Origin of the sequence: Palleronia pelagia (assembly GCF_900110115.1) — a bacterium.
Lineage (GTDB): Bacteria > Pseudomonadota > Alphaproteobacteria > Rhodobacterales > Rhodobacteraceae > Palleronia > Palleronia pelagia.
Map to the genome: position 1 here is coordinate 787,597 of NZ_FOCM01000001.1, position 26,439 is coordinate 814,035.

Consider the following 26,439-nt stretch of genomic DNA (forward strand, 5'->3'; position numbering starts at 1 on the left):
CTCGCCGCCCTTCCATAGCGCCGTCCGCTGCCTTACATCGGCGTCATGGCAGAGACACTTCATATCATCGGCGGCGGCATGGCCGGATCCGAGGCCGCGTGGCAGGCCGCGAACGCGGGGCTCGACGTGGTCATCCACGAGATGCGGCCCAAGGTCGGCACCTTCGCGCACCAGACCGGCGACCTGGCCGAGATGGTCTGTTCGAACTCGTTTCGATCGGACGACGATGAACAGAACGCCGTGGGCCTTCTGCACTGGGAAATGCGCGCGGCGGGCGGTTTGCTGATCGCCATGGCCGACCGCCACCGCCTGCCCGCGGGCGGCGCGCTGGCCGTGGACCGCGAGGCCTTCGCCCAAGCCGTCACCGCGACCCTGCGCGACCACCCCCGCGTGCGGGTCGAGGCGGCCGAGATCACCGAGCTGCCACGCGACGGCCACTGGATCATCGCCACCGGCCCGCTGACCTCGACCGCGCTGGGACAGGCCATCGCGGCCGAGACGGGCACCGACGCGCTGGCCTTCTTCGATGCCATCGCGCCCATCGTCCATCACGACAGCATCGACATGTCCAAGGCGTGGATGCAGTCGCGCTATGACAAGGGCGAGACCGAGGAAGAGCGCACCGCCTACCTGAACTGCCCCATGGACAAGGCGCAGTACGACGCATTCATCGACGCGCTGCTGGCCGCCCCCAAGACCGAGTTCCACGAGGGCGAGACCGCGGGCTATTTCGACGGCTGCCTGCCGATCGAGGTCATGGCCGAACGCGGACGCGAAACCCTGCGCCACGGCCCGATGAAGCCCGTGGGCCTGACCAACCCCCACGCGCCCGATGTGAAACCGCATGCCGTTGTCCAGCTGCGCCGCGACAACAAGCTGGGCACGCTCTACAACATCGTGGGCTTCCAGACCAAGATGAAGTACGGCGCGCAAACCGATGTTTTCCGGACGATTCCGGGGCTTGAGAACGCGCGCTTCGCCCGGCTGGGCGGCATCCACCGCAACACGTTTTTGAATTCGCCCACGCTGCTCGACGACCAGATGCGCCTGCGCAGCGCGCCGCATATCCGCTTCGCCGGGCAGATCACCGGGGTCGAGGGCTACGTCGAATCCGCCGCCATGGGCCTGCTGGCGGGCCGGCTGGCCGTGGCCGAGCTGACCGGGCGCAGCCTGCCGCCGGTGCCCGATACCACCGCCACCGGCGCGCTGGTCACGCACATCACCGGCGGCGCCGAGGCCAAGACGTTCCAGCCCATGAACGTCAATTTCGGACTGTTCCCGCCCGTGGACCTGAAGGGCGGGCGGCGCAACCGGCCGGCGCGTTACAAGGCCTATACCGACCGCGCCAAGGCCGACTGGCAGGGCTGGCTTGCCGCGGGCGACGCGCAGCTCGCCGCCGAATGACGGCGTGATCGTCACCCGCTTCGCGCCGTCGCCCACGGGCCCGCTTCACCTGGGCCACGCCTATTCGGCGCTGACGATCCAGGCGCTGGCCGGAGACGCCGGACGCGTGTTGCTGCGCCTTGAGGATACCGACAGCACCCGGTCACGGCCGGAATTCGCGGCGCAGATCGTCGACGATCTGAACTGGCTCGGGTTTCACTGGCAGGGCGAGGTCCGTACGCAGTCCACCCACCGTGCGGCCTATGACGCGGCACTGGACGACCTTGGCGCGCGGGGGCTGATCTACCCCTGCTCCTGCACCCGGGCCGACATTTCCCGCGCGGGGGCCAAGCTGGGGCTGCAGGGTCTCGTTTATCCCGGCACCTGCCGGCACCGCCCCATGTCCGAAGCGCAGGACGGCGATGCGCTGCGCCTGAACGTGGCCCGGGCCCTGGAACACGCGGGCGCCCTGCCCGCCTTTACCGAAACCGGCCCGCTGCACGCGGGCACGCACCAGCCCGATGCGGATACCTTGATCAACTGTATCGGCGACCCGGTCCTGCGCCGCCGCAGCACCGGCGATATCGCCTACGACCTCGCCTGTCCGCATGACGACGCGGCGCAGGGCGTGACCCACGTGATCCGCGGGGCCGATCTGTGGGACAGCACGCCGCTTCATGTCCTGATCCAGACAGTCATGGGGTGGCCGGTTCCGATCTATCACCATCACGCCCTGGTAACGGACGAGACCGGTCGCAGGCTGGCCAAAATCGATCGGTCCAAGGCCCTCGCGCGCTATCGCGACGAAGGCGTCAGCCGTGCCGAGCTGATCGCGATGCTGCCGCCCCTGCCGATCACGCCCCTGGCGCCATGATCTCGACCTCGTCACCGTCTCGGATCGCGGTGTAGAAACAGCTGCGCCGTCCGGTGTGACAGGCGGGCCCCGCCTGCCGGACGAGCACCAGAAGGCAGTCACGGTCGCAATCCACCCGCATCTCGACCAGCTGCTGCACATGGCCGCTGGTTTCGCCCTTGATCCAGAAGGACTGCCGCGAGCGGCTCCAATAGGTGACGCGGCCCGAGGACAGCGTTTTGGCGACAGCCTCGGCGTTCATCCAGGCCAGCATGAGGACCTCGCCGCTCTCCGCGTCCTGCGCGATGGCGGGCAGCAATCCGTTGGCGTCGAAAGTCAGGGTCGCGGGGTCGAAAGCCATGCAAAGGTCCCGTTGGCGTTTGGCGATGAAGGCCCTATCTAGGGGTCAAGCCGCGAAAGGGGAAGCCATGGCCGACAGCGACATGATCAAGCTCTATTCCGGGCGCATCCTGGAACTGACGGCGGACATTCCCCATACCGACCGGCTGGAGTCGCCGCAGGCCACCGTGCGCAAGCGCTCGCCGCTTTGCGGCTCGACCGTGACGGTGGATCTTTGCGTCGAGGATGGCCGCGTCTCGGCCTTCGCACAGGACGTGAAGGCCTGCGCCCTCGGGCAGGCATCCGCGGCGGTCGTGGGGCACGCCATCATCGGCTGCACCCGTGAACAGGTGGACAAGGCGCGCGACCAGCTGCGCGCGATGCTGAAATCCGACGGCCCCGCGCCCGAAGCGCCCTTCGACGAGCTGCACGTCCTCATGCCCGCGAAGGATTACAAGAACCGCCACGCGTCGATCATGCTGACCCTCGACGCGGCGTCCGAAGCCTTCGCCGAGATCGAACAGAGCGCCTGCGCCTGAGCGCCGAGCCTTCCGGCAAGCGTCTTACCCGGGATCGCCGGCCGCGCGCTTGGAGCGCTGTCTGTGCGGGTCGTCTTCGGTTGAGTGACGATCCAGACCGATAGCCGTGAGTCCTTCCGGTGCAGGCCCCTCCCACGCCTCCGACCACCCAGAACGCTCGATCCGACTCCGGGCGGCATCGGTGCCGCAAGACGGCTGCCCTCTCGATGCCGCACCACCCTCCAAAAAAAAATCCGCCGCGCATCCGTGTGTGCGGATGGCGGCGGGCAAGGGACGCAGGTCGGATCGGCCGGAACGGGGCTGAGGCACCCCGGAGGCTTTGGGACAGAAATGGCACCGTCGGGATTGGGAAACCGACGGTGCGCGTGGCCGATCAGGACAAGCGCGGGGCAGAAAACAGGGTCAGGACAGGACGGGGAAATGCAGCGCGGCGATCAGCATCGCCACCAGCGCCGACAGGCCGATCACATCCTCGACCAGCGTGTCGCAGCGGCGGACGGTCTTGGTGATTTGTTCGATCATGTCGGCATCTCCTCGTCGTGTTTTTCTTTTGTTCTCACATCACGCCGATTCTGGCAAGAACTTTTGCAGAACAAACGTGAACAAAATCCTAACCGACTGAAATCAAACGGATCGCCTTGTCCTGTTCCATCAGCCACAGGAGGGTCCGCATGGCCTGCCCGCGCGGCCCCGTCAGGTCGGGGTCGGCGGCAAGGCAGGCGCGTGCGTCGTCCTGCGCCATCGCCATCAGCCCGGCCTGCGACTCGAGATCGGCAATGCGGAATCGCGGCAGGCCCGATTGCGCGTGCCCGATCAGGTCGCCCGCGCCACGCAGGGCCAGATCTTCCTCGGCGATGCGGAAGCCGTCCTCGCTTTCGCGCAGGATTTCCAGCCGCCGACGTGCCGTTTCGCCCAGCGGCGCCTGATAGAGCAGCAGGCAGGTCGACGCGGCCGATCCACGCCCGACACGCCCCCGCAACTGGTGCAATTGCGCGAGGCCGAAGCTCTCGGCCCGCTCGATCACCATGATCGACGCGTTGGGCACGTTCACGCCCACCTCGATCACCGTGGTCGCCACGAGGACCGGCGTCACGCCCGTTACGAACCGGGCCATGGCAGCGTCCTTGTCGGCGGGCGGCATCTGGCCGTGGACCAGCCCCACCTGCCCTTCGCCCAATGCCGCGCGCAGGGCCTTGAACCGATCCTCGGCCGCGGTCAGGTCGCTGACCTCGGACGCGTCCACCAGCGGGCAGACCCAGTAGACCTGCCGTCCCTCGGCGATGGCACCGCGCAGCCGCGCGATCACGTCGTCCAGCCGCGCCATGTTCACCAGCGCGGTCTGCACCGGTTTGCGGCCTGGCGGTTTCTCGTCCAGCACCGACACGTCCATGTCGCCGTATTGCGCCAGGCTGAGCGACCGGGGGATCGGCGTCGCGGTCATCACCAGGACATCGGCCCGGTCGCCCTTGGCGCCCAGTTGCAGCCGTTGGCGCACGCCGAAGCGGTGCTGCTCGTCTACGATGGCGAGGCGCAGATCCGAAAAGGCGACATCGTCCTGGAACACCGCATGGGTGCCCACGAGGATCTGGATGTCGCCCGTCGCCAATGCCTTCAGCTTGGCCGTCCGCTCGGCCCCCTTGTCGCGGCCCGTGAGGATCTCCAGCACCACGCCCACGCTTTCCGCCAGCGGTTGCAACGCCTCGAGATGCTGGCGGGCGAGGATCTCGGTGGGGGCCATCAACACGCCCTGCCCGCCCGCCTCGACCGCGACCAGCAGAGCGGCGAAGGCCACCAGCGTCTTGCCGGACCCCACGTCGCCCTGCAGCAGCCGGTTCATGCGCGTGGTCGCGGCCATGTCGGCGGCGATATCCTTCATCGCGCGGGCCTGCGCCCCGGTGGGGCGGTAGGGCAGCGCGGCCAGCGCGCGATTCCGAAGCCGGCCGTCCCCCCGCGTCGTGCGCCCCGGCCGCGCGCGCCGCTGCGCCCGGGCCAGCGCCAGGGTCATCTGGTGGGCGAGCAGTTCGTCATAGGCCAGCCGCGTGCGCGCGGCGGTCGCGGGCGACAGGTCCTTCGGCGTCTCGGGGGCGTGCGACGCAGTCAGCGCCTCGCGCCAGGCAGGCCAGCCCTCGCGCGTGACCAGGTTCGGATCGATCCATTCGTCAAGACGCGGCGCCCGGTCCAGGGCCGTGGCGACGGCCCGCGCCATCACCCGCTGCGTGACGCCGGCGGTCAGGGGGTAGACCGGCTCGAACGCCGGGATGGCATCGGCTTCCTCGGGGCGCAGGATATGGTCGGGATGCGCCATCTGCGCCACGCCGTCGAACAGCTCGACCCGGCCCGACACCACGCGGCGCTGGCCAGTTGGCAGCTGCTTGGACAGCCAATCGCCCTTGGCGTGAAAGAAGACGATGTAGAACGACGTCTCGCCATCCTGCACCTCGATCCGGGTGGGTCCCTTGCCGGCGGCCGGGATGTGGCGGCCCACAAGCACCTCGACCGTGACCGTCGCGGGCGGCACCACGTCGCGGATCGAATTGCGCCGCGTGCGATCGGTGCCGGACTGGGGCAGCATGAACAGCAGGTCGCGCGGCTTTTCCACGTGCATCTGCGCGAAATGCTGGGCGGTCTTTGGGCCGACGCCGTCCAGCTTGGTCAGGTCCGCGAACAGCGGGAACAGGGATTCCGGGCGGCTCATGCGCCGCCGATCAGGTCGTGCCAGCCCTGCTCGTCCACGGTCCGGACCCCCAGCTTCGCCGCCTTGTCGGCCTTCGACCCCGCGCCGGGACCGGCCACCAGCAGGTCCGTCTTGGACGACACCGAGCCCGAGACCTTGGCCCCCAGCGCCTCGGCCCGGGCCTTGGCCTCGGCCCGGGTCATGGTTTCGAGCGACCCGGTGAAGACCACGGTCATGCCGGCCACGGGGCTGTCGGTGGCGCGCTCGTCCCGCACCTCCTGCACGTTCAGCTGCGCTGCCAGCCGGTCGATCGAGGCGCGCTCACGCTCCTGCGCGAAGCTGGTCACGAGGCTTGCGGCCAGAACCGCGCCGATGCCGTCGATGCCGGTCATGTCGTCCCAGGCGGCCTTGGCGTCGTCGATCGGCGGATCCTCGGCCCAGATCGCGTCCTTCACAGGCTTGATGCTGGCGCGGCGCCCTTCGGCGGCGGCGGCAGCGCGTTCGGCCGCTTCGGCCTCTTCCGCGCGTTCATAGCGCCAGGCGGCGGGGGCGGCCGCGTCGCAGGCGGCAACGAAGGCCGACCACGATTCGTAGTGGCGCGCCAGGTCCTTGGCCGCGACCTCGCCCACGTGGCGCAGACCCAGCCCGAAGATCAGGCGGTTGAGCGGGATCTTCCGCCGGTCCTCGATGGCCTGGAACAGATTCTCGGCCGATTTCTCGCCCCAGCCCTCGCGGTTCTTCAGCTGGGTCATCTGCCCGGGACCGTAGCGGTCCTTCAGGGTGAAGATGTCCGCGGGTTCGGTAATCCAGCCGTCACGATAGAGCTCTTCCACCAGTTTCGAGCCCAGCCCCTCGATGTCGAAGGCGGCGCGGCTGACCAGGTGCTTCAGCTTTTCGATGGCCTGCGCGGGGCAGATCAGCCCGCCCGAACAGCGGCGCACCGAATCGCCGGGCTCGCGGATCGCGGCCGAGGCGCATTCGGGACACTTCTTGGGGAAATCGTAGGGCAAGGCATCCCCGGGGCGCTTCGACAGGTCCACGTCCGCGATCTTCGGGATCACGTCGCCGGCGCGGTAGACCTGCACCAGGTCGCGCTCGCGGATGTCGCGGCCGTCGCGGATGGGCTGGCCCTGGTTGTCGCGCCCGGCGATGTAGTCCTCGTTGTGCAGCGTGGCGTTGGAGACGACCACGCCACCCACCGTGACGGGTTCGAGCCGGGCAACGGGGCTCAGCGCGCCGGTGCGCCCCACCTGGATCTCGATCGCGTTGAGCCGCGTCCAGGCAAGCTCCGCCGGGAACTTGTGCGCGATGGCCCAGCGGGGGGTGGTCGAACGCATGCCCAGCCGCCGCTGGTAGATAAGATCGTTCACCTTGTACACGACGCCGTCGATGTCATAGCCAAGATCGGCGCGATCCGCCTCGATCCCGCGATAGTGGTCGATGAGCGCCCGGGTGTCGTGGCAGAGGACCGTGCGGTCGTTCACGTCGAACCCCATGGCGCGCAGCCGCTCCAGCGCCTTCATCTGGGTGTCGGCCAGGGGCGCGCTCACCTCGCCCCAGGCGTAGGCGAAGAAAGCCAGCGGACGCGCGGCGGTGATGGCCGAATCCAACTGGCGCAGCGATCCGGCGGCGGCGTTGCGGGGGTTGGCGAAGGTTTTCTGCCCCGCCGCGCGCTGCCGGTCGTTCAGCGCGGCGAAATCGGCGTGCCGCATGTAGACCTCGCCGCGCACCTCCAACACATCTGGCGCGCCCTCGATCCGCTGGGGGATTGTGTCCACCGTGCGGGCATTGGCGGTGACGTTTTCGCCCACCTCGCCATCGCCGCGGGTGGCGGCCTGAACCAGTTCGCCGTTCTCATAGCGAAGCGACAGCGACAGCCCGTCGATCTTCGGCTCGGCCGTGAAGGCCAGCGGGGCATCGGCCCCAAGCCCGAGGTAGCTGCGGACCGAGCGCACGAAATCGGCCACGTCGTCTTCGTCGAACGCATTGCCCAGCGACAGCATCCGCTGCGCGTGGCGCACTTTTGAAAACCCGTCAGACGGCGCCGCGCCCACCTGTTCGCTGGGCGAGTCGGCGCGTTTGAGGTCGGGGAATCGGTCCTCGATTGCAGCGTTGCGACGCTTCAACGTGTCGTAGTCGGCATCGCTGAGCGACGGGGCATCGTCCCGATAATAGGCCGCGTTTGCCTGGGCCAACTGCCCGGCCAGCGCATCCAGCGCGGCGTTGGCATCTTCGCGGGTGAACCCGCCCACGTCGAAATCGGCCGAAGGGTCGGTCGCCCTGTCGCGCGTCTCGCGCCCTGCCTCGCCGCCTGTTTCGGCCATCTACGCCCTCCGGACCTGATCCGGTCTGGTTCTAGGACGGGCGCGCGGCCCCGTCCAGAAGGCGACGGCGCCGCGTGGCGCGTCAGCCGGTAGCGGCGATGGGATTCGCGTCCGCGGCAGGCTCGGGGTCGCGCAGGACATAGCCGCGGCCCCAAACGGTTTCGATGTAATTGTCGCCGCCCGTCGCCTCGCTGAGCTTCTTGCGCAGCTTGCAGATGAAGACGTCGATGATCTTGAGTTCGGGTTCGTCCATGCCCCCGTAAAGATGGTTCAGAAACATCTCTTTCGTCAGCGTCGTCCCCTTCCGCAGGCTCAGAAGCTCGAGCATCTGGTATTCCTTGCCGGTGAGGTGGATCGACCGGCCCTCGGTTTCGACGGATTTGGCGTCCAGGTTCACCACGATCTTGCCCGTGGCGATCACCGACTGGGAATGGCCCTTGGATCGGCGGATGATGGCGTGGATCCGCGCCACCAGTTCTTCGCGGTGGAAGGGCTTCGTCAGGTAGTCGTCCGCCCCGAAGCCGAAGCCCTTGATCTTGGTCTCCGTGTCGTCGGACCCGGTCAGGATCAGGATCGGCGTATTGATGCGCGCCAGCCGCAGCTGGCGCAGTACGTCGTGGCCGTGCATGTCCGGCAGGTTCAGGTCCAGAAGGATCAGGTCGTAGTCATAGAGCTTGGCCAGATCCACGCCCTCCTCGCCCATGTCGGTGGCATAGACGTTCAGGTTGGCGTGGGTCAGCATCAGCTCGATGCTGCGCGACGTGGTGGGATCGTCCTCGACAAGCAAAACCCGCATCGTGGTCTCCGCGTAATTCCGATGCCAGCAAATTGGCCCGGAAAGGTTAACGGCTCGTTACTGGCGCGGCTTCATAGGCGGTCAAAGCACAAGCAACAACTTAAAGTTGTCGATATTTTTGCAACCTGGTGGCCTTCAGCGCCGCCTCGCCGTGGCGCTGCACGGCAGAAGCCCAGCTGTCCAGTTCCTCGGGCGACAGGACGTAGAGGCGGCAGGCCTCGTCCCGGTCGATCAGCCCGGCCTCGATGGCCCTGAGGACGGCGGCCTTGCGGCTCGCCACCCATCGTTTCGTCTTCGGATCCGGCAGGTCCGCACGGGTCATGACCTTCCCCCCCGGAAGCGTCACGGCGCGCGGGCCGTCGATTTTTTTCAGGTACATGTCTCACCCCATGTGTTTCAGCCCGGTGGTGATAGCGATCGCAGCCTTAAGGCCCGGTGAAACCCGGCCCTTGTGTGTATGGGGCATTTTCCTATATTCCGTGCGACCTACCCCATTGACCAAAGGCCCCTTGCCATGGCGCTCGATGCTTCCGTGAATTCGCTCGGTTTTGCCAAGCCCCCCGCGCAGACCCGCGTGGTGGTCGCGATGTCCGGCGGCGTCGACAGCTCGGTCGTGGCGGCCGAGCTCGCGGCCGAGGGCTATGACGTGGTGGGCGTGACCCTGCAGCTTTACGATCACGGCGCGGCGCTGGCCAAGAAGGGGGCGTGCTGCGCCGGGCGCGACATCCACGACGCGCGCCGCGTGGCCGAGGCGATGGGCTTTCCCCATTACGTGCTGGATTACGAGAACACGTTCCGCGAAGCGGTGATCGACGAGTTCGCCGACAGCTACCTGGCCGGCGCGACGCCCGTGCCCTGCATCCGCTGCAACGAGCGGGTGAAGTTCAAGGACTTGCTGGAGACCGCGAAGGACCTGGACGCCGATTGCATGGCGACCGGCCACTACATCCAGCGCAAGTCCGGCGCGCACGGCCCCGAGCTGCATTCGGCCGCCGACGCCAACCGCGACCAGAGCTATTTCCTGTTCTCGACCACCCCGGAACAGCTGGATTACCTGCGCTTCCCGCTGGGCCACCTGGCGACCAAGGACGAGACCCGCGCGCTGGCGGCCAAGCACGGGCTGTCGGTGGCGATGAAGCCCGACAGCCAGGACATCTGCTTCGTGCCGAACGGCGACTATGCCAGCGTGATCGAGAAACTGCGACCCGGCGCCGCCGATCCGGGCGAGATCGTCCATGCCGACGGCCGGGTGCTGGGTGAGCATCGCGGCGTCATCCATTACACCGTCGGCCAGCGCCGCGGTCTCGGCATCGGCGGCCTGACCGAGCCGCTTTACGTGGTGAAGCTGGACGTCGAGAACCGCCGTGTTGTGGTCGGCCCGAAAGAGCTGCTGGCCACGCGCCGCGTCCCGGTGCGCGAGATCAACTGGCTGGGCGACACGCCTTTCACCTCGCAAGAGGAATGGCACCTGGGCGTGAAGGTCCGCTCGACCCGCCCGCCGCGCGAGGCCGTCATTCGCCCGCTGAGCGAGACCGAAGCCGAGGTCGAGCTGGTTGTGGCCGAGGAAGGCGTGTCGCCGGGCCAGGCCTGCGTGTTCTACGCGCCCGAGGGCAGCCGGATCTTCGGCGGGGGCTGGATCCACCGGGGGTGACCTCCGCTGCCGCCCGGTTGCTTGGCGGCAAGCGGTTCGCCGTGGGTATTTCAAGACCAGTGATGCCGTCAGGATGGACGTGACGCGCGGTGCGCTCGGACCTGGTGCGATTCCAGTCGAATGCTAGGCGTCGAGCCCGTCCAGCACCGCCCGGGCGGCGCGCAGGCCGGGGGTTTCGCCATCCTCTCCGAGGGCCTGCATGGTCCGGGCGAGGGCCGCGTCCTGTCCCTCGGGCGCCGCGATGAGCCGGTCAAGCGCGGCGGCGATCGGCGCGGGCTGGCAGGCGGGGCCAAGGAATTCGGGGACGATCTTCTCGCCCACCACGAGGTTCACCAGTGTCACCGTGTCGATGCGCACCATGCGCCGCATGATCTGCCAGCTGAGCCAGTTCATCCGGTAGCCGATGACCATGGGGGTGCGGGCGCGTGCCAGTTCCAGCGACACCGTGCCCGACGCCGCCAGCGCCACGTCGGCGGCCGCGAAGGCGGCGCGTTTCAGGCCCGTATCCGCGGCGTCGAGGATGGTCAGGCCCTGCCAGCCCGCCGAAAGATCCCGCACCGCGTCGGCCACGTTCGGCGTGGTCGGCAGCAGCAGGCGCATCCCGGGATGCGCTTTTCGCAGGTTGTCCAGCGCCGCGCCGAAGATCGGCATGAGCCGCGTGACCTCGGACCGGCGCGACCCCGGCAGGACCAGCACCAGCGGGCCGGTGCCGTCCCGAAGCCGCGAGACGTCCGCGGGGTCCGGCGACGGTTCGGACACGACGGGATGGCCCACGAAGTCGCAGCGCATGCCGGCGGCTTCCATGAAGGGCGGCTCGAACGGCAGCAGCGCCAGGACCTGGTCCACATGCGGCGCCATCTTCGCGGCGCGGCCCGGCCGCCAGGCCCAGACCGACGGCGCCACGTAATGCACCGTCCGGATGCGGGCGCTGCGGCGGACCCGCTCGGCCACGCGCAGGCAGAAATCGGGGCTGTCGATGGTGATGAGCACGTCCGGCCGGCGGTCCAGCACCGCGTCCGCCGTCTGGATCATGCGACGCCGCAGATGCGGGTATTTTGGCAGCACCTCGGCCAGCCCCATGACGCTGAGCTCGTCCATGGGAAACAGGCTCTCCATCCCCTCGGCCTGCATCAGCGCGCCGCCCACGCCGCTGAAGGTGACATCGGGGCGCAGGGCCTTCAGTCCCGCCATGAGCGCGGCGCCCAACCGGTCGCCCGACGCCTCGCCCGCGATCAGGAAGACCTTCATCGCGGCCTGATCCAGAGATAGAGACCCCGGTCGCGTGCAAGCGCCATGGTCTCGTCCGCGTCCAGCACCATGACGCCCTGCGCCTCGATCACGATGCCCTCGAGCCCAGCCTTGGCCGCGCGCTCAACTGTTCCGGGGCCGATGGTGGGCAGATCGACGCGACGATCCTGCGCGGGCTTCGGTGCCTTGAAAAGCAGCCCACCCGCCGGAAGCTTGCGGTAGAGCGGGTTGGTATCGCCCTCCGTCCGGTCGCTGCGCGCGGCGATGACAGTGTCGAGCATCCAGTCCGTGCCAGGCAGCGCCTCGACGGCAAGCGCCTGGCCGCGCGCGACGACGCAAGCCTGTCCCACGTCCGCGGCGCCCATGGCCGCGAGGATCGCCGACGCGCGGTCGGCATCGTGCTCGGCTCCCTTGGGCAGCGTGCCCACCGCGACGCCAGCGGGCGGCAGAAGCTCCGGCAGCAGCTCGTGCGCGCCGACCGGGATGATGCCGCGATCCTCGAACAGGCCCAGCACCATGCGCAGGGCAGCGTCGTCGCCCTGCCCCAGCACCTTCATCATCCTCGGCACCAGCGGCAGCGTCGCCGTATCCACGCGCTTGGCGTCGAGCTTGGGCCGTCGGATGGACCCCGCGAAGCAGATCCGCGTGACACCCGCGCGGCTCAGGGTCTTGAGGAAACTGCCCAGCGTCTCGACCCGGAAAACGTGATCGACGTCCAGCCCGTCCGGCAGGAAGCCTTCCAGCGCCGCGATCCGGTCCGGGTGCACGCGCTCGGCCAGCAGGTGCGGCAGGCGCCCCTGCCCCGCGACGAGGCACAGGCTCATTTGGGCGTCAGGAAGCCGCGGTCGCTGGGCGACAGGATGAAATCGGTGATCTGGCGGACATAGTCGCTTTCCGTCTCGGCGGCGAGCCGCGAGGCACGGTCCTGAAACGCCCCCTCGCCCTGCTTGAGCATCTGGAACGCCGCCCGCAGCGCGGTGATGTCGCCACGTGCCACGCCCTTGCGCTTCAGTCCCACCAGGTTCAGCCCGTCAAGCTCGCCCCGCGGCGCCTGTACGAGCGCGTGGGGGATGACATCATGGGTAACCATGGTGACGGCGCCGATGATCGCGCCACGGCCGATGCGCACCCATTGGTGGATGCCCGACAGGCCGCCGATGATGACATCATCCTCGATCCGGCAATGGCCCGCCACGGCGGAGTGGTTCACGATGATGACCCGGTCGCCGACGATGGCATCGTGGGCCACGTGGCAGCCGGTCATCAGCAGGCAATCGTCGCCGATCCTGGTCAGGCCACCACCGCCCTCCGTCCCGGTGTTCAGGGTCACGTGCTCGCGGATGCGGCAGCGTGCGCCGATCTCGAGCCTCGTCTCCTCGCCCGCGAACTTCAGGTCCTGCGGGATCTCGCCCACCGACGCGAAGGAGAAGATCGTGGTCTCGGGCCCGATGCTGGTCTGCCCGGTGACGAGCGCGTGGCTTTTCACGGTCACGCCCTCGGCCAGGCTGACTTGCGACCCGATCACCGCGAAGGGTCCGACGGTCACGCCCTCGCCGATGACGGCGCCGTCCTCGACCACCGCCTGGGGATGGATTTCAGCCGTCGCAGCGATGCTCACTTGGGCAGCTCCATCATGGCGGTGAACTCGGCTTCGCAGGCCAGCTCGCCCCCGACCTCGGCGCGGCCGTGGAACTTCCAGACCTTGCCGCCGCCACGCTTGGTGGTGATGTGCATCTCCAGTCGGTCGCCCGGGATGACCTTGCGGCGGAACTTGGCGCTGTCGATGGCCATGAAGTAGACGAGGAAATTCTTGTCGGCGAGGTCCATGTCGACGCCCACCATGACGGCCGCAGTCTGTGCCATGGCCTCGACGATGGTGACGCCGGGCATGATCGGCGCTCCGGGAAAGTGACCCTGAAAATGCGGCTCGTTGAAGGTGACGTTCTTGATGCCGCGGGCGCTGTCGTGGCCCTCGATATCCTCGACCCGGTCCACCAGCAGGAACGGATAGCGGTGGGGGATGATCCTCTGGATCAGGTGGATATCGGCCGATTGGGTCATGGATCATCCTTTGCTGAACGCTCATGCGTGCGTAGCAAGCCCACCCGGGCGGCGCAAGAAACCGGCAGCGGGCGCGATCAGTCCGTCGTGTCCTGCGGCAGGATCGGCCCGGGCGCGGCATCCTCTCCGGCTTCGGAGGGTTGCGCGTCGATCTGGGAGGCCTCGATCGGCAGGTCACCACCGTCGCCGATGACAGCGTCGATGCGGGCGATGGCGATATCGGTGATGTCGGCGGTATCCAGCACGCTCAGAACTGCGCGGCGGTCGAGCAGAACCAGCGCCCCGCGCTCGGCCAGGATATCGCGCAATATCGCACCGACCCTTCCGTAGAAGACCTGCCGTGCGTCGTCGCGCAGCCGTCCCACCGCGCGCAGCTTGGCATCCTGCTCCTGGCGCAGGCTGGTCACCCGATCGTCGAAGTCACGTGCACGGGCGCGGAACGTCTCGGGGTCCAGGGTGGGACGCTCATCGGTCAGGCGACGTTCCTCGGCCACCAGGTCGGCCTCGATGCGCCGGTTCTCGGCCGCGAGCGCGGTCGACGCACGGTCGATCTCGGCCAGGATGCGCTGGCCGAACTGGCTGTCGTTGAACAGACGCTCCTGGTCGACCACCGCGACGGCCAGACGGCCGGGATCGGACGGCACCGCGCCGCTCTGAGACGCTGCGGGCCCCGCCAGAAGAACGGCAAGGCCCAGCAGGCACAGCGCGACGGCGCGCAGATCAGAAAGAGGTCGAAACCGAGATGTTGAAGACCTGCGTACGGTCATAGGGCTCCTTCGACAGGGCCTTGGCAAAGTTGAACCGCAACGGCCCCAGCGGCGTGGTCCAGAAGACCGACACACCCACCGCCGTGCGGAGCGAGAAGCCGTCATCGACCGCGTTGCCGCCGAACCCGGAGGTGTCGTCGAGCGACCAGACCGACCCCGCGTCGAAGAAGACGCCGCCGGAGATGCCATACTCCTCGGGCAGTCCCAGAGGGAAGTCCGCTTCAAGCCGCGCGACCGCGTACATGTTGCCGCCCAGGGCATCCTCGTTCGGCGCGTTGGTGTCGCGCGGGCCCAGGCCCAACCGTTCGAAGCCGCGCATCTGACGGGTGTTCAGGAAGAACCTGTCCGTGATGCGGGTCGTGTCGCCGTTCAGCGCGTTGATCGCCCCACCTTCCAGCGTGGCGCGCAGCGTGACCTCTTCGTTCCAGACGCGGGTCTGGGCCGTGCCGCTCGCAGTGGTCTTGATGTATTCGCTGTCGCCGCCAAGACCCGCAAGTTCCTGACCGAAGCGCAGCAGCACGCCGGAGTTGGGGTCGAGCCCGGTCCGGCGCGTATCGTAGGTGTAGCTGTAGCCAACGGACGAGGTGTAGGCCGCCCCTTCCTCGCGCTGGATGATGGGCGAGCTGTCGGCATCCACGTCCAGAATGCTTTCCTTGGCCAGCCGGTAGGACAGCTGCAGGCGACCGTTTTCGCTGACCGGGAAGGTCAGGGCCGGGCTGAAGCCTACGACGCGGGTGTTGTAGTCGGCCTCATCGAAATCCGACGTGTCGTAGAAGATACTGAACCGAGCGGCCAGATCGCGGCCCAGGAAGTAGGGCTCGACGAAGGTCAGGTTCGACGAGGTCGCATCTGTGCCGGTCGAGATATTGAAGCTCAGCGTCTGACCGCGGCCCAGGAAGTTGCTTTCCTGGTAGCCGACGTTCAGGCCGATGCCGCTGTCGGTACTGTAGGCACCGCCCAATGAAAGCGATCCGGTGGGCTGCTCTTCCACGTCCACGTCGATGATGACCTGGCCCGGTCCGGTGCCGTCACGGGCCTCGACATCGGCGTTCGAGAAATACCCCAGGGCGCGAATGCGTTCGGCCGCTGCACGGATTTCACGCGGGTTGAACGGGTCGCCCTCGACCATGTTGAACTCGCGGCGGATCACCCGATCGAGCGTCGTGGCGTTGCCCTCGATGTCGATACGCTCGACGAAGATGCGCGGGCCGCGTTCCAGCACAAAGTTCACGTTCAGGCGCAGGTTGCGCGGATCACGGGTGATCTGCGGCGTGGCCCGCACGAAGTTCAGGCCGTTCCGGATCGCCAGACGCTCCATCCGGGTGACGGCGTTGTCGATGGCCTGAGGCGAATAGGTGTCGCCGGGATCGATCTGCGACACGGCCAGGTACTCTGCGGCGTCGAGACCCGGAATCTCGCTCGAGGCGGTGACGGCGCCGAAATCGAAGCTCGGGCCTTCCTCGACGTTGAAGGTGATGAAGAACGCACCGCGATCACGGGCCAGTTCGTTTGTCACGCTGAGAATGCGGAAATCGGCATAACCGCGCGACTGGTAGAAATCAGTCAGCAGCTGCCGGTCGAAATTGATCCGGTCGGCCACGAATGTGTCGCGGCCGATGACGGCGCGCAGAAGGCCGGCCTGCTTGGTGGCCAGCACGCGGCGCAGCCGACGGTCCGAGAAATCGCGGTTTCCGACGAAGGACAGGCGCTCGATCTCGGTGACGCTGCCTTCGGCGACTTCGAACACCAGGTCGACCTGGTTGTCACCGCGACGGATGATGCGTGGCGTCACCGTGGCGGCCAGCCGGCCGCTTTGCTGGTAGGCGTCGGCGATCGCGGCCGCGTCGCTCTCGGCCACGTTCGGGGCGTAGACACGGCGCGGCGTGGAGTCGATCAGCGCCGTCAGTTCCTCGTCGTCGAGGCGGCTGTTGCCCTCGATGTTGATACGGCGAATGGTCGGCCATTCGTTGACGCGAACAACCAGTGTGCTGCCCGACGGCGCAATCTCAACCGTCTCGAAGATGCCGGCGTTCTGCAGACGCTGGTAGGCGGCGTTCAATTCACCCGCGCTGACGGTCTGCCCCCGCGGAAGATCCAGAAGCGACACGATCGAATTGGGGTCGACGCGTTCGTTGCCTTCGACACGGATATCGTTGAACCGGAAGGATTGCGCCCGCGCCTCGGGCCCCCAAAGGCCGGTTGTGAGGACGGCCATGAGGCCGATGACCGAGATCCCCGCGCGCAGCTTTCGACCGCTCCCCCGTGTCGCGAAATGCATGCCTTTGCCCCAATCCTGCCCTCGGTGAAATCTGACTAGCCGTATTGCAACACCTTGTCAAAACGCGAAGAGACCTGCGTCAGGTTTTGACGCAGGCCCCCTAATTCTTGCGGAAATGTGGCGTTTTGGTCCCGTCAGAGTGACCCGACGAACCCTCCGAAACACAGCGCGAACCCGATGGTTGCCAGATACAGCAGCTTGTCGGAATTCAACCGGTAAAGGAGCGAGATGCTACGCGATCCGCTTTGGATGTATTCCATGGTGATCCCCTATTCGTTCGGAATCGGTCTAACAGCCGATTGTGACCGAATTGAGGTGTCTGACCGCCACCCTCCGCGACCGTCCGGTGGCCTGTGTCAGGGACAGAAAATGTCGTTGAACAGCGCAAACACCATCATCGTCCCCAGCAGCGCCAGTCCGATCGCCATGAGCACGTTCAGTGCCCAGTCGCCCGGCGGCTTGCCGCGCACGGCCTCGTAGGCGTGGAAGACGAGGTGCCCGCCATCCAGCACGGGGATCGGGAACAGGTTCAGAAGTCCAACCGCCGTGGACAGCACCGCGATGAACCAGATGAAAGACAATCCCCCCTGGCTGGCCGCCGCGCCGCTGGTCTGTGCGATACCGATGGGGCCGCGCAAGTTGCAACTGCTGATCGCGCCCACGGCCATGTTGTATAGCCCCGACAGCGACGCGCGCACGATGAAAACAGTCTGGTCCGCGCCGTAGGCCAGTGCCTGGAACGGACCCGGCGTTTCGGTCCGGGGCGAGAAGTACAGGCCGCCGGTGATCCCGATCAGCCAGCGCGTCTCGAACCCGCCTTCCGACAGCGGCAGGTCCATGCGCTTGGGCGTCAGCGTCAGCTCCAGCGTCTCGCCGCCCTGCTCGTCCGCGTCCGGGCGCCACACAGTCACGTCCAGCGGCCGCCCGTCCGAGTTGCCGACGATGTCGCGCAGCTGCGAGAAGGCGAAGACCTCCTGCCCGTCGATCACGGTGATGACGTCGCCGCGTTCGATCCCGGCCTCGAAGGCCGCCGATTGAGGAGTGACGCCACCCACGAGCGGCGGCTCGGGATAGGCCCCTGCGACGGTCACATCAGATCCGTCCCGCGCCACGGTGTAATCCAGAACCGGCTCCAACGGCAGCTCGTCGATGAAGGCATCCAGCCCGTCCAGTTCGGGAGTCTCGCGCCCCGCGATTTCCAGCAGCCGGTCACCCGGCGCGACGCCTTGCGCGACCGACGGCAGCGGCTGCACCTCGTCCACCACAAGCGGATCGGTGGCGACGCCCCGGAACATGAGCACGGCCGAGAAGATCGCGATGGAAAGGATGAAGTTGAAGATCGGTCCCGCCGCCACGGTCGCCGCGCGTGCCCAGAGCGGCGCGCCATGCATGGTGTGGCGCGGCGCAGTTCCATCGGCGCCCACCGTGTCGGACTGGCTGACGCTGGTGGCATCCGCGTCGCCCGCGAATTTCACATAACCGCCGAAGGGCAAAGCGGCGATCTGCCAGCGCGTGCCGCGCCGGTCGGTGCGGGCAAACAGCACCGGGCCGAACCCGATCGAGAACACGTCCGCCTTGATGCCCGACCAACGCCCCACGATGTAGTGGCCGTATTCGTGGATCGCCACGATGACGCTCAGCGCCACGACGAAGGCCGCGACCGTGTAGAGGGCGGAGCCGAAGCTCGGGATCAGGCCGATCTGGTCCATCAATTTTCCTTCCTGGTGGTGCGAGCGGGCCCTTTCAGAGGCCCGCAATCACCCTGTCTGCCGTGGCGCGCGCCCGCGCGTCGGCGTCGAGAACCATATCAAGGCTCGGAACGGCGATTCCAAGGCCACTTGACGACATGGTGTCGAGCGTTGCCTCGACGACCTCGGCCATCTGCGGAAAACTGACGCGCCCCTCGAGAAACCCGTCGAGCGCCCGTTCCTTGGCGGCGTTGAACACCGCTCCCGACAGCCCGCCTGCCGCCATCACCTCGCGCGCAAGGCGCAGGGCCGGGTACTTGACCTCGTCCGGTGCGCGGAAGGTGAACTGCCCCAGCGCCGCGAAATCCAGCCGCTCCACCGGCAGGTCATGGCGGTCAGGATGGTTCAGCGCGAAGCCGATGGCGTGGCGCATGTCGGGCGGGCCGATATGCGCCATGAGCGCGCCGTCGCGGAACCCCACCATTGCATGGATCATGGATTCGGGATGGACCAGCGCCTCGATCCGCTCGGGCGGAATGCCGAAATATTCATGGGTTTCAATGAGCTCGAGCGCCTTGTTGAACAGTGACGCGCTGTCGATGGTGATGCGTTGCCCCATGTCCCAGTTCGGGTGGCTGGCCGCCTGCGCGGGCGTGGCGCGCGCCATCTCGTCCACCGTCCAGTCGCGAAAGGCGCCGCCGGAGGCGGTGATGATGATCCGTTCGATCGCCGCGACATCCTCGCCGATCAGGGCCTGGAAGACCGCCGAATGTTCGCTGTCGACGGGCAGCACGGTTGCGCCGTGGCGCCGGGCGGTCTCCATCAGCAGCGGACCGGCGCAGACCAGCGACTCCTTGTTGGCCAGCGCCAGGGTCGTGCCCTGCTCCAGCGCGCGCAGTCCCGGGGGCAGGCCCGCGGCGCCGACGATGGCCGACATGATCCAGTCCGCCGGGCGCGCCGCGGCTTCGGTGATGGCCTGCGCCCCGGCCGCCACCTCGATGCCCGAGCCGTCAAGCGCGGCGCGCAGATCGTCCAGGCAGTCCTCGTGGGCGGTCACGGCCAGCTCGGCGCGGTGGCGGCGCGCCAGTTCGGCCAAACGAGCCACGTTGCGCCCGCCCGTAAGCGCCACCACCTGGAACTCGTCCGGCCGCCGACCGATCAGGTCCAGCGTATTGCCCCCGATGGACCCGGTGGCGCCCAGTACCGTGATCCGGCGCATCACTGTGCGGCGGTCAGGCCGGGCGGAAAGTCGATCAGCCGCGCGCTCATCAGCATCAGGACCGATGCGCCCAGCATCCCGTCGAAGCGATCAAAGAGACCGCCGTGCCCCGGCAACAGGGACGAGCTGTCCTTGACCCCTGCCCGCCGCTTGACCGCGGACTCGGCGATGTCGCCGATCTGCGACGCCATCGACAGCGCCACCGCCACACCCAGCAGCTGAGCGTTGGCGCCGGTATAGAGCACGAAGAACAGCGCCACGATCGCCGCGCCGATCCAGCCCGCGATGGTCCCCGACCATGTCTTCTTGGGGCTGACGCGCGGCCACATCTTCGGGCCGCCGATGAAGCGTCCGGCGAAATAGCCCATCACGTCGGTGGCGATGACCACCAGCGCGAGCCACATCATCCACACGGCGCCGTAATTCTCGCGCAGGGAATACATGCCGAAGCCCGCCAGCAGGATCGCGAGCGTGAAGATCGAATACGTCGCGCGCCGCTGGCCCAACTGCCCCACGCCCACGAAGATCGGGGCCAGCACCAGCGGCAGCGCATATCCCGCCGGAAGAAGATCGGCGATCGTCAGGGCCAGGCCAGCCGCGCAGGCCAGCACGACCGCCGGCGCCTCGGGGTCAAGCATGCGCACCAGTTCCCACACCATCACACCGCTGATCAGGACCGTGAGCGCCAGGAAGGGCAGCCCGCCCAGCCAGACGCAGATCAGGCCCACCACGGCGATCAGGGCGCCCACGCCGAAACGCGGCCCCAGGTCCGACCAGCGCCCGGCGTCGCTCATGCAGTCACGGCGCCGAAACGGCGGTCACGGGCGCCGAAACCGCCCAGGACGCGTGCGAATTCGGCCTTCGTGAAATCGGGCCACAGGGTGTCGATGAACTCGTACTCGGCATAGGCCGACTGCCACAGAAGGAAGTTCGAGATCCGGGCCTCGCCGCTGGTGCGGATCACCAGGTCCGGGTCCGGCAGGAAATGGGTGTCGAGAAACCGCGCGAGCGTGGTCTCGTCCACGTCCGCCGGGCTGAGCCGTCCGGCCGCGACCTCGGCGGCCAGGCGCTTCGTCGCGCGGCCCAGTTCGTCGCGACCACCGTAGTTCAGCGCGATCGTGAGATGCACCCGGTCGTTGCGCGAGGTCAGCAGCTCCAGCTCGTCCATCAACCGCACGAGCTTGTCGTCCAGACGCACCCGGTCGCCGATGAACCGCACCCGAACGCCCTCGGCCAGCAGGTCGCGTGCCTCGCGCTGGATATAGCGGCGGAAGAGCTTCATCAGACCTGCGACCTCGGACTGGGTGCGTTTCCAGTTCTCGGTCGAGAAGGCGAAGATCGTCAGGTATTTCACGCCATGATCGGGGCAGGCCCGGACGATTTCCTTGACCCGGCGCGCGCCCATGTGGTGGCCAAACAGCCGCGGCCGCCCGCGCGAGGTGGCCCAGCGGCCATTGCCGTCCATGATGCAAGCCACGTGTCGCGGGCCGGTGCCCGGGGTGACCTTCTGCTCGTCCGTGGCCATTTCAGGCTCTCCTTCACCTCAAGGCAGGCATCACACCTGCATGATCTCGGCCTGCTTGGATTCCAACGCCTCGTCCACTTTCTTGATGTAGGTGTTGGTCATTTCCTGCACCTCGGCTTCCCAGAACTTCTGGTCGTCCTCGGACAGGTTGTCGGACTTGGCCTTCTTGATCTGGTCCATGCCGTCGCGGCGCACGTTGCGGATGGCGACGCGGGCATTCTCGGCGTATTGACCGGCCACCTTCGACAAATCGCGGCGGCGTTCCTCGTTCAGCTCGGGGATCGGCAGCATGATGATCGTGCCGTTCAGCTGCGGGTTGATGCCCAGCCCGCTTTCGCGGATCGCCTTCTCGACCTTGCCCACCAGGCTCTTGTCCCAGACGTTGATGGTGACCATCCGCGGCTCGGGCACGTTCACGGTGCCGACCTGGTTGATCGGCGTGGCCTGGCCGTAGGCCTCGACCATCACCGGCTCAAGCATCGAGGCCGACGCCCGCCCGGTCCGGAGCGAGCCGAACTCGCTGCGCAGGTTGGCCATGGCGCCGTCCATCCGCCGTTGCAGATCGTCGGTATCCAGCATGAAGTCGTCGGACATGGGCAGTCGAATTCCGTCTGTTACTCGGTCACATTCAGGCGGTCTCTAGCGCAAACCGTGCGGAATCGCCACAGCCGAGTTCACGCCCCGCGCGGTCAGCCACGCACAATCGTGTAGGTGCCTTCCCCGGCCAGTATGCCCTTGAAGCCGCCGGGTTCGTCCAGCGAGAAGACGACGATGGGCAGATCGTTGTCGCGCGCCAGCGCGATGGCCGAGGCGTCCATCACGCCAAGGTGCTTCTGCAGCACCTCGTCGTAGGTGATCTTCTCGTAGCGCTTGGCGTCGTCGTGCTTGGTCGGGTCCTTGTCGTAGACGCCGTCCACCTTGGTGCCCTTGAAGATCGCCTGGCAGTCCATCTCGGACGCGCGCAGCGTGGCGGCGGTGTCGGTGGTGAAGTACGGGTTACCGGTGCCGGCCGCGAAGATGCAGACCCGCTTCTTCTCCAGGTGGCGCACCGCGCGGCGGCGGATATAGGGCTCGGCCACCTCGTTCATGGTGATGGCCGAGATCACGCGGGTGTGGATGCCGAGCTCTTCCAGCGCCGACTGCATGGCCAGCGCGTTCATCACCGTGGCGAGCATGCCCATGTAATCGGCCGTGGTCCGCTCCATCCCCTGCGCCGAGCCTTGCAAGCCCCGGAAGATGTTGCCGCCGCCGATGACCATGCAGATCTCGACCCCCAGGTCGTAGACCGACTGCACCTCGCGGGCGATGCGCTGCACGGTGGGCGGATGCAGGCCGTAGCCCTGGTCGCCCATCAATGCCTCGCCCGAGATTTTCAGAAGAACCCGGTCGAATGTGCGTTTCGACAATGTCTCGGACATGCGGCCCCCCGGGCTTTTGCGTTGCGGCGCAAACTGTCGCAAAAGGGCCGCGGTGACAACGGGGCGCGGACGCGAAAAATGCAGATCGACAGGCTGGTGGGCGAAGCGGGCCGGGACGCGCCGGTGCTGATCGCGGGTCCCACGGCCAGCGGGAAGTCGGCGCTCGCGCTCGCCATCGCCGAGGCGACCGGCGGCACGGTGGTCAATGCCGATGCGCTCCAGGTCTATGGCCGCTGGCGTATCCTCACCGCCCGACCCGACGCGGCCGAAACCGCCCGCGTGCCCCACGCGCTTTACGGTCACGTCGCGGCGGACCAGGACTACTCGGTTGGCCACTGGCTGCGCGAGGTCGCGGCGCTGATCGACACCGGTATCCGGCCCATCGTGACCGGTGGCACCGGGCTCTATTTCACCGCGCTGACCGAGGGGCTGGCCGACATCCCCGCCACGCCGCCCGGGATTCGGGCGCGGGCCGACGCGATCCTGGCCGAGGACGGCTTGCCCGCGCTGCTGGACGCGCTGGATCCCACGACCAGGGCACGCATCGACACCCGCAACCCCGCCCGCGTGCAGCGCGCCTGGGAGGTGCTCGAGACAACCGGCCGGGGCCTTGCCGCCTGGCAGGACGCCACGCCCGCCCCCCTGCTGCCGCTGGACCGTTGCGTGGCCTTCCGCGTGGACGCCCCTCCCGCCGTGTTGACCCCCCGGATCGAGCAGCGGTTCGACGCGATGCTGAAGGCAGGCGCGCTGGACGAGATGCGCGCCAATCTGCCCGATTTCGATCCGGCGCGGCCCGCCGACCGGGCCATCGGCGCGCCCGAGCTGGCCGCCCACCTGCGCGACGGGATCCCGCTGGAGCAGGCCCGCGACGCGGCGGTGATCGCCACGCGCCAATACGCCAAGCGCCAAAGGACATGGTTCGCCAAGCGGATGCGCGGCTGGCGCGGCGTGCCATTGTCGACGTGATCGAAACGGCGCGCGGTTTTTCTTTGACCGCGGGCCGGGCTGGGTTACCGTCTCGCCATCCGCTGCCAACCCGGAGACATCGCCGCCATGCTGGAAACTGGGATCGCCACACCCGGCTATCGCATCACGCCCCTGCAACAGATCGCCAAGGGCGGGCGCTGGCGGACCGAGGCCATGCGCAGCTATGCCCAGCCGGTGCTGTACTGGTTCACCCGCGGACAGGGCCGGATCACGATCCAGGGGGCGACCCACGGCTATGGCCCGCACAACGCCGTCCTTCTGCCGCCCGGCACGATGCACGGCTTCGACACGCTGGGACAGGTGGCCGGCAGCGCCATTTTCCTGCGGCCCGACCCCTCGCTCGACGTGCCCGAGACCGCGATCCACTTGCGCCTGCGGGACGCGACGCTCCAGGCCGAGCTGAACCTTCAGGTCGACAATATCCAACGCGAGCTCGATCGCGGGGCGCAGGCGTCCGACCGTGCGCTGCTGCACCACGCGGGCCTGATGCTTCTGTGGCTCGAGCGGCAGGCCGGCCCGGACTGGCAGGAGGGCGCCGAGCCCGGCGGCAGCGCCGGCCGCCTGGCCGCGGCTTTCACCGCCCTGCTCGAACGCGACTTCCGCCGGGGCCGCACCGTGGCGGACTATGCCGCGCAGCTGGGCATCACGCCCACCCATCTGAGCCGCGCCTGCAAGGCGGCGTCGGGACGCCCGGCCTCGGCCCTTCTTCAGGACCGGCTGCATTACGAAGCGCGGCGTCTGCTGCGGGAAACGTCGCTGCCGGTGAAGGACGTGGCACAGGCCCTGGGCTTCCGCTCGGCCGCCTATTTCACCCGCGCCTTCCAGCAGCGCACGGGCCAGACGCCAAGCGCCTTCCGCCGCGGCGGGTAGCCGGCCGCGCCGCCCCGGGGTGGTCCCGGCACCGGCCCGTCGTCGCGTTGCGTGCGGAACCTGATCGGTCCGGCGGCGTCATTCTGTGAAGCCCGCGCAGGAAAGGAACGGCACGATGAACAAGAACCGGCCCCGCCGCCTGCATCCCTTCGCCCGCACGCTTGCGGCCGAGCATCGGCACGGCCTGCTCGGCCGGCGCGAATTCCTGTCGCGCGCCACCGCGCTGGGTCTGTCGGCCCCTGCCGCGCTGGGCCTGATCGGGGCGCCCGGCCCTGCCCGGGCCGCCGGTCATGTCCGGCAAGGCGGCACGCTGCGCATCCAGCAGGAAGTGCGGCCGCTGAAGGACACCCGCACCTACGACTGGTCGCCCATCGCCAACCTGACCCGGGGGACCCTGGAATACCTGATCGAATACAACAATGACGGCAGCTTTCGCGGCATACTGCTGTCGGGATGGGAGGTCTCGGACGACGCCACCCGCATCGTTCTGAACCTGCGGCCCGGCATCATGTGGTCGAACGGCGACCCTTTCACAGCCGCCGACGTGGTCCGCAATATCGAGCGCTGGTGCGACCGCTCGGTCACCGGCAACTCCATGGCCGGGCGCATGGCCACTCTGATCGACGAAGGGACGGGCAAGCTCATCGACGGCGCGGCCGAGGTCACCGATGATCTGACCGTCACCCTGAGCCTGCGGCGTCCCGACATCACCCTGATTCCGGGCATGGCGGATTACCCCGCCGCCATCGTCCACGAAAGCTATGACCCCGAGGAGACGCAGACCGCCATCGGCACCGGTCCATTCCGAATCGCCGAGCATTTTCCGGGTGAACGCGCCGTGCTGGAACGCGACACCTCGCGGCCCTGGTGGGGCACCGAGATCTACGGCGGCCCGTTCCTCGACCGGATCGAGTTCATCGATTACGGCACCGATCCGCTGAACTGGCTGCGCGCCTTCGAGGCGGGCGAGATCGACATGAACTACGAATCGGTCGGCGAATTCATCGGCATCATGGACGATATCGGCCTGCGGAAATCCGAGATCCTGACCGCCGCCACCATCGTCATCCGTCCCAACCAGCTGGCCGAGGTCGACGGCCGCCGCCCCTATGCCGACCGCACCGTGCGCCGGGCGCTGCAGCTGGCCGTCGACAACGATGTCATCCTCGAACTTGGCTACGGCGGGCGCGGCGCGGTGGCCGAGAACCACCACGTGGCCCCGGTGCACCCCGAATACGCCGAGTTACCCCGGCTGGGTCCCGACCCCGCCCGCGCGCGCGAGATGATGGCCGAGGCCGGGCTGGCCGAGTTCGAGCACGAGCTGGTGTCGATCGACGACGACTGGCGCCGCACCACCACCGACGCGGTTGCGGCACAGTTGCGCGATGCGGGTATCCCGGTGAAACGCACGGTGCTGCCCGCCGCCAGCTACCTGCCTAAATGGGACCAGTGGGCGTTTTCCTCGACCAACTGGAACCACCGTCCGCTGGGAGTGCAGGTCTTGGCGCTGGCCTATCGCTCGGGCGAGCCGTGGAACGAGACCGGCTTCTCGAACGCCGCGTTCGACGAGACGCTGAACGACGCGCTGGGCATCGGCGACGCCGACCAGCGCCGCGCCAGCATGCGCACGCTACAGGGCATCCTCCAGGAAGAGGGCGTGATCATCCAGCCCTACTGGCGGTCGCTCTTCCGTCACCACGTCGAGGGCGTGGTCGGCGCCGACATGCACGTGGCTTTCGAGATCCATCCCTACAAGCTGGCCTTCACCGACGACGCCTGATCGCGGAACAGACCGTCGCCTGCGCCGTTGGACCGTCAT

24 protein-coding genes are annotated in these 26,439 nt (G+C 67.9%); 7 read left to right on the forward strand and 17 right to left on the reverse strand.

Features of this window, described 5'->3' with window-relative positions:
• Nucleotides 1-45 precede the first annotated feature (45 nt).
• Both trmFO and gluQRS read left to right on the forward strand, forming a co-directional pair.
• Nucleotides 46-1,404, forward strand: coding sequence for a methylenetetrahydrofolate--tRNA-(uracil(54)-C(5))-methyltransferase (FADH(2)-oxidizing) TrmFO (gene trmFO / locus BMX96_RS03810; protein ID WP_091844295.1), 1,359 nt, complete (start codon nt 46-48; stop codon nt 1,402-1,404).
• Complete coding sequence (gene gluQRS, locus BMX96_RS03815) at nt 1,370-2,257, forward strand: tRNA glutamyl-Q(34) synthetase GluQRS (protein ID WP_236736944.1); 888 nt, start codon at nt 1,370-1,372, stop codon at nt 2,255-2,257. Before trmFO ends, gluQRS begins: the two co-directional genes overlap by 35 nt.
• On the opposite strand, the gene hisI is transcribed toward gluQRS, so the two are convergent.
• Nucleotides 2,238-2,597: a phosphoribosyl-AMP cyclohydrolase gene (gene hisI / locus BMX96_RS03820; protein ID WP_091844296.1), complete on the reverse strand. Its 360-nt coding sequence runs from the start codon at nt 2,595-2,597 to the stop codon at nt 2,238-2,240. The two genes, gluQRS and hisI, sit on opposite strands and share 20 nt — an antisense overlap.
• Nucleotides 2,598-2,664: 67 nt before the next feature.
• Here hisI and BMX96_RS03825 point away from each other — a divergent pair, with 67 nt between their 5' ends.
• Complete coding sequence (locus tag BMX96_RS03825; protein ID WP_091844297.1) at nt 2,665-3,114, forward strand: iron-sulfur cluster assembly scaffold protein; 450 nt, start codon at nt 2,665-2,667, stop codon at nt 3,112-3,114.
• A 610-nt stretch (nt 3,115-3,724) separates the two neighbouring features.
• Here BMX96_RS03825 and recG read toward each other — a convergent pair.
• The 4 genes from recG to sciP form a co-directional block, all read right to left on the reverse strand.
• Nucleotides 3,725-5,809, reverse strand: a complete 2,085-nt coding sequence (gene recG, locus BMX96_RS03830) for an ATP-dependent DNA helicase RecG (protein WP_091844298.1) — start codon at nt 5,807-5,809, stop codon at nt 3,725-3,727.
• Entirely contained in the window at nt 5,806-8,112 is a 2,307-nt protein-coding gene (ligA, locus tag BMX96_RS03835; protein ID WP_091844299.1) for an NAD-dependent DNA ligase LigA, read from the reverse strand. Before ligA ends, recG begins: the two co-directional genes overlap by 4 nt.
• An 82-nt stretch (nt 8,113-8,194) precedes the next feature.
• On the reverse strand, nt 8,195-8,908 hold the full coding sequence (ctrA, locus tag BMX96_RS03840) for a response regulator transcription factor CtrA (RefSeq protein WP_073126064.1): 714 nt from the start codon (nt 8,906-8,908) through the stop codon (nt 8,195-8,197).
• Between the two features lie 100 nt (nt 8,909-9,008).
• Nucleotides 9,009-9,287 carry a CtrA inhibitor SciP gene (sciP, locus tag BMX96_RS03845; protein WP_073126067.1) on the reverse strand — a complete coding sequence of 93 codons (279 nt, stop codon included), beginning with the start codon at nt 9,285-9,287 and terminating at the stop codon, nt 9,009-9,011.
• A 135-nt stretch (nt 9,288-9,422) separates the two neighbouring features.
• Here sciP and mnmA point away from each other — a divergent pair, with 135 nt between their 5' ends.
• Complete coding sequence (gene mnmA, locus BMX96_RS03850; protein ID WP_091844300.1) at nt 9,423-10,559, forward strand: tRNA 2-thiouridine(34) synthase MnmA; 1,137 nt, start codon at nt 9,423-9,425, stop codon at nt 10,557-10,559.
• 123 nt (nt 10,560-10,682) lie between these two features.
• On the opposite strand, the gene lpxB is transcribed toward mnmA, so the two are convergent.
• From lpxB to pyrH, 12 genes are all read right to left on the reverse strand, one after another.
• Nucleotides 10,683-11,807: a lipid-A-disaccharide synthase gene (gene lpxB / locus BMX96_RS03855; protein WP_091844301.1), complete on the reverse strand. Its 1,125-nt coding sequence runs from the start codon at nt 11,805-11,807 to the stop codon at nt 10,683-10,685.
• Complete coding sequence (locus BMX96_RS03860) at nt 11,804-12,631, reverse strand: LpxI family protein (RefSeq protein WP_091844302.1); 828 nt, start codon at nt 12,629-12,631, stop codon at nt 11,804-11,806. The genes lpxB and BMX96_RS03860 overlap by 4 nt, the downstream gene beginning before the upstream one ends.
• Nucleotides 12,628-13,425 carry an acyl-ACP--UDP-N-acetylglucosamine O-acyltransferase gene (gene lpxA, locus BMX96_RS03865; protein WP_091844303.1) on the reverse strand — a complete coding sequence of 266 codons (798 nt, stop codon included), beginning with the start codon at nt 13,423-13,425 and terminating at the stop codon, nt 12,628-12,630. Before lpxA ends, BMX96_RS03860 begins: the two co-directional genes overlap by 4 nt.
• Complete coding sequence (fabZ, locus tag BMX96_RS03870; RefSeq protein WP_091844304.1) at nt 13,422-13,868, reverse strand: 3-hydroxyacyl-ACP dehydratase FabZ; 447 nt, start codon at nt 13,866-13,868, stop codon at nt 13,422-13,424. Before fabZ ends, lpxA begins: the two co-directional genes overlap by 4 nt.
• 77 nt (nt 13,869-13,945) lie before the next feature.
• Nucleotides 13,946-14,635 (reverse strand): OmpH/Skp family outer membrane protein, encoded by a 690-nt coding sequence (locus BMX96_RS03875; RefSeq protein WP_091844305.1) that lies wholly within the window; start codon nt 14,633-14,635, stop codon nt 13,946-13,948.
• Nucleotides 14,589-16,913 (reverse strand): outer membrane protein assembly factor BamA, encoded by a 2,325-nt coding sequence (gene bamA / locus BMX96_RS03880; protein WP_091844306.1) that lies wholly within the window; start codon nt 16,911-16,913, stop codon nt 14,589-14,591. Before bamA ends, BMX96_RS03875 begins: the two co-directional genes overlap by 47 nt.
• 356 nt (nt 16,914-17,269) lie before the next feature.
• On the reverse strand, nt 17,270-18,622 hold the full coding sequence (rseP, locus tag BMX96_RS03885) for an RIP metalloprotease RseP (RefSeq protein ID WP_091844307.1): 1,353 nt from the start codon (nt 18,620-18,622) through the stop codon (nt 17,270-17,272).
• Between the two features lie 34 nt (nt 18,623-18,656).
• A complete protein-coding gene (dxr, locus tag BMX96_RS03890) occupies nt 18,657-19,820 on the reverse strand; it encodes a 1-deoxy-D-xylulose-5-phosphate reductoisomerase (RefSeq protein ID WP_091844308.1) in 1,164 nt (387 codons plus the stop codon).
• On the reverse strand, nt 19,820-20,614 hold the full coding sequence (locus BMX96_RS03895) for a phosphatidate cytidylyltransferase (RefSeq protein WP_073126083.1): 795 nt from the start codon (nt 20,612-20,614) through the stop codon (nt 19,820-19,822). Before BMX96_RS03895 ends, dxr begins: the two co-directional genes overlap by 1 nt.
• Complete coding sequence (uppS, locus tag BMX96_RS03900) at nt 20,611-21,345, reverse strand: polyprenyl diphosphate synthase (protein ID WP_091844309.1); 735 nt, start codon at nt 21,343-21,345, stop codon at nt 20,611-20,613. Before uppS ends, BMX96_RS03895 begins: the two co-directional genes overlap by 4 nt.
• 30 nt (nt 21,346-21,375) lie before the next feature.
• Nucleotides 21,376-21,939 (reverse strand): ribosome recycling factor, encoded by a 564-nt coding sequence (frr, locus tag BMX96_RS03905; RefSeq protein ID WP_091844310.1) that lies wholly within the window; start codon nt 21,937-21,939, stop codon nt 21,376-21,378.
• 95 nt (nt 21,940-22,034) lie between these two features.
• Nucleotides 22,035-22,763, reverse strand: coding sequence for a UMP kinase (gene pyrH, locus BMX96_RS03910; RefSeq protein ID WP_073126090.1), 729 nt, complete (start codon nt 22,761-22,763; stop codon nt 22,035-22,037).
• Nucleotides 22,764-22,841: 78 nt separating this feature from the next.
• Between pyrH and miaA the strand changes: the two genes are divergently transcribed.
• From miaA to BMX96_RS03925, 3 genes are all read left to right on the forward strand, one after another.
• Entirely contained in the window at nt 22,842-23,729 is an 888-nt protein-coding gene (miaA, locus tag BMX96_RS03915) for a tRNA (adenosine(37)-N6)-dimethylallyltransferase MiaA (RefSeq protein ID WP_091844311.1), read from the forward strand.
• 87 nt (nt 23,730-23,816) lie between these two features.
• The gene (locus BMX96_RS03920; RefSeq protein WP_091844312.1) at nt 23,817-24,620 is read left to right on the forward strand and encodes a helix-turn-helix transcriptional regulator; all 804 of its coding nucleotides are present in this window, start codon (nt 23,817-23,819) and stop codon (nt 24,618-24,620) included.
• Between the two features lie 115 nt (nt 24,621-24,735).
• Nucleotides 24,736-26,400: an ABC transporter substrate-binding protein gene (locus tag BMX96_RS03925; protein ID WP_091844313.1), complete on the forward strand. Its 1,665-nt coding sequence runs from the start codon at nt 24,736-24,738 to the stop codon at nt 26,398-26,400.
• Nucleotides 26,401-26,439 lie beyond the last annotated feature (39 nt).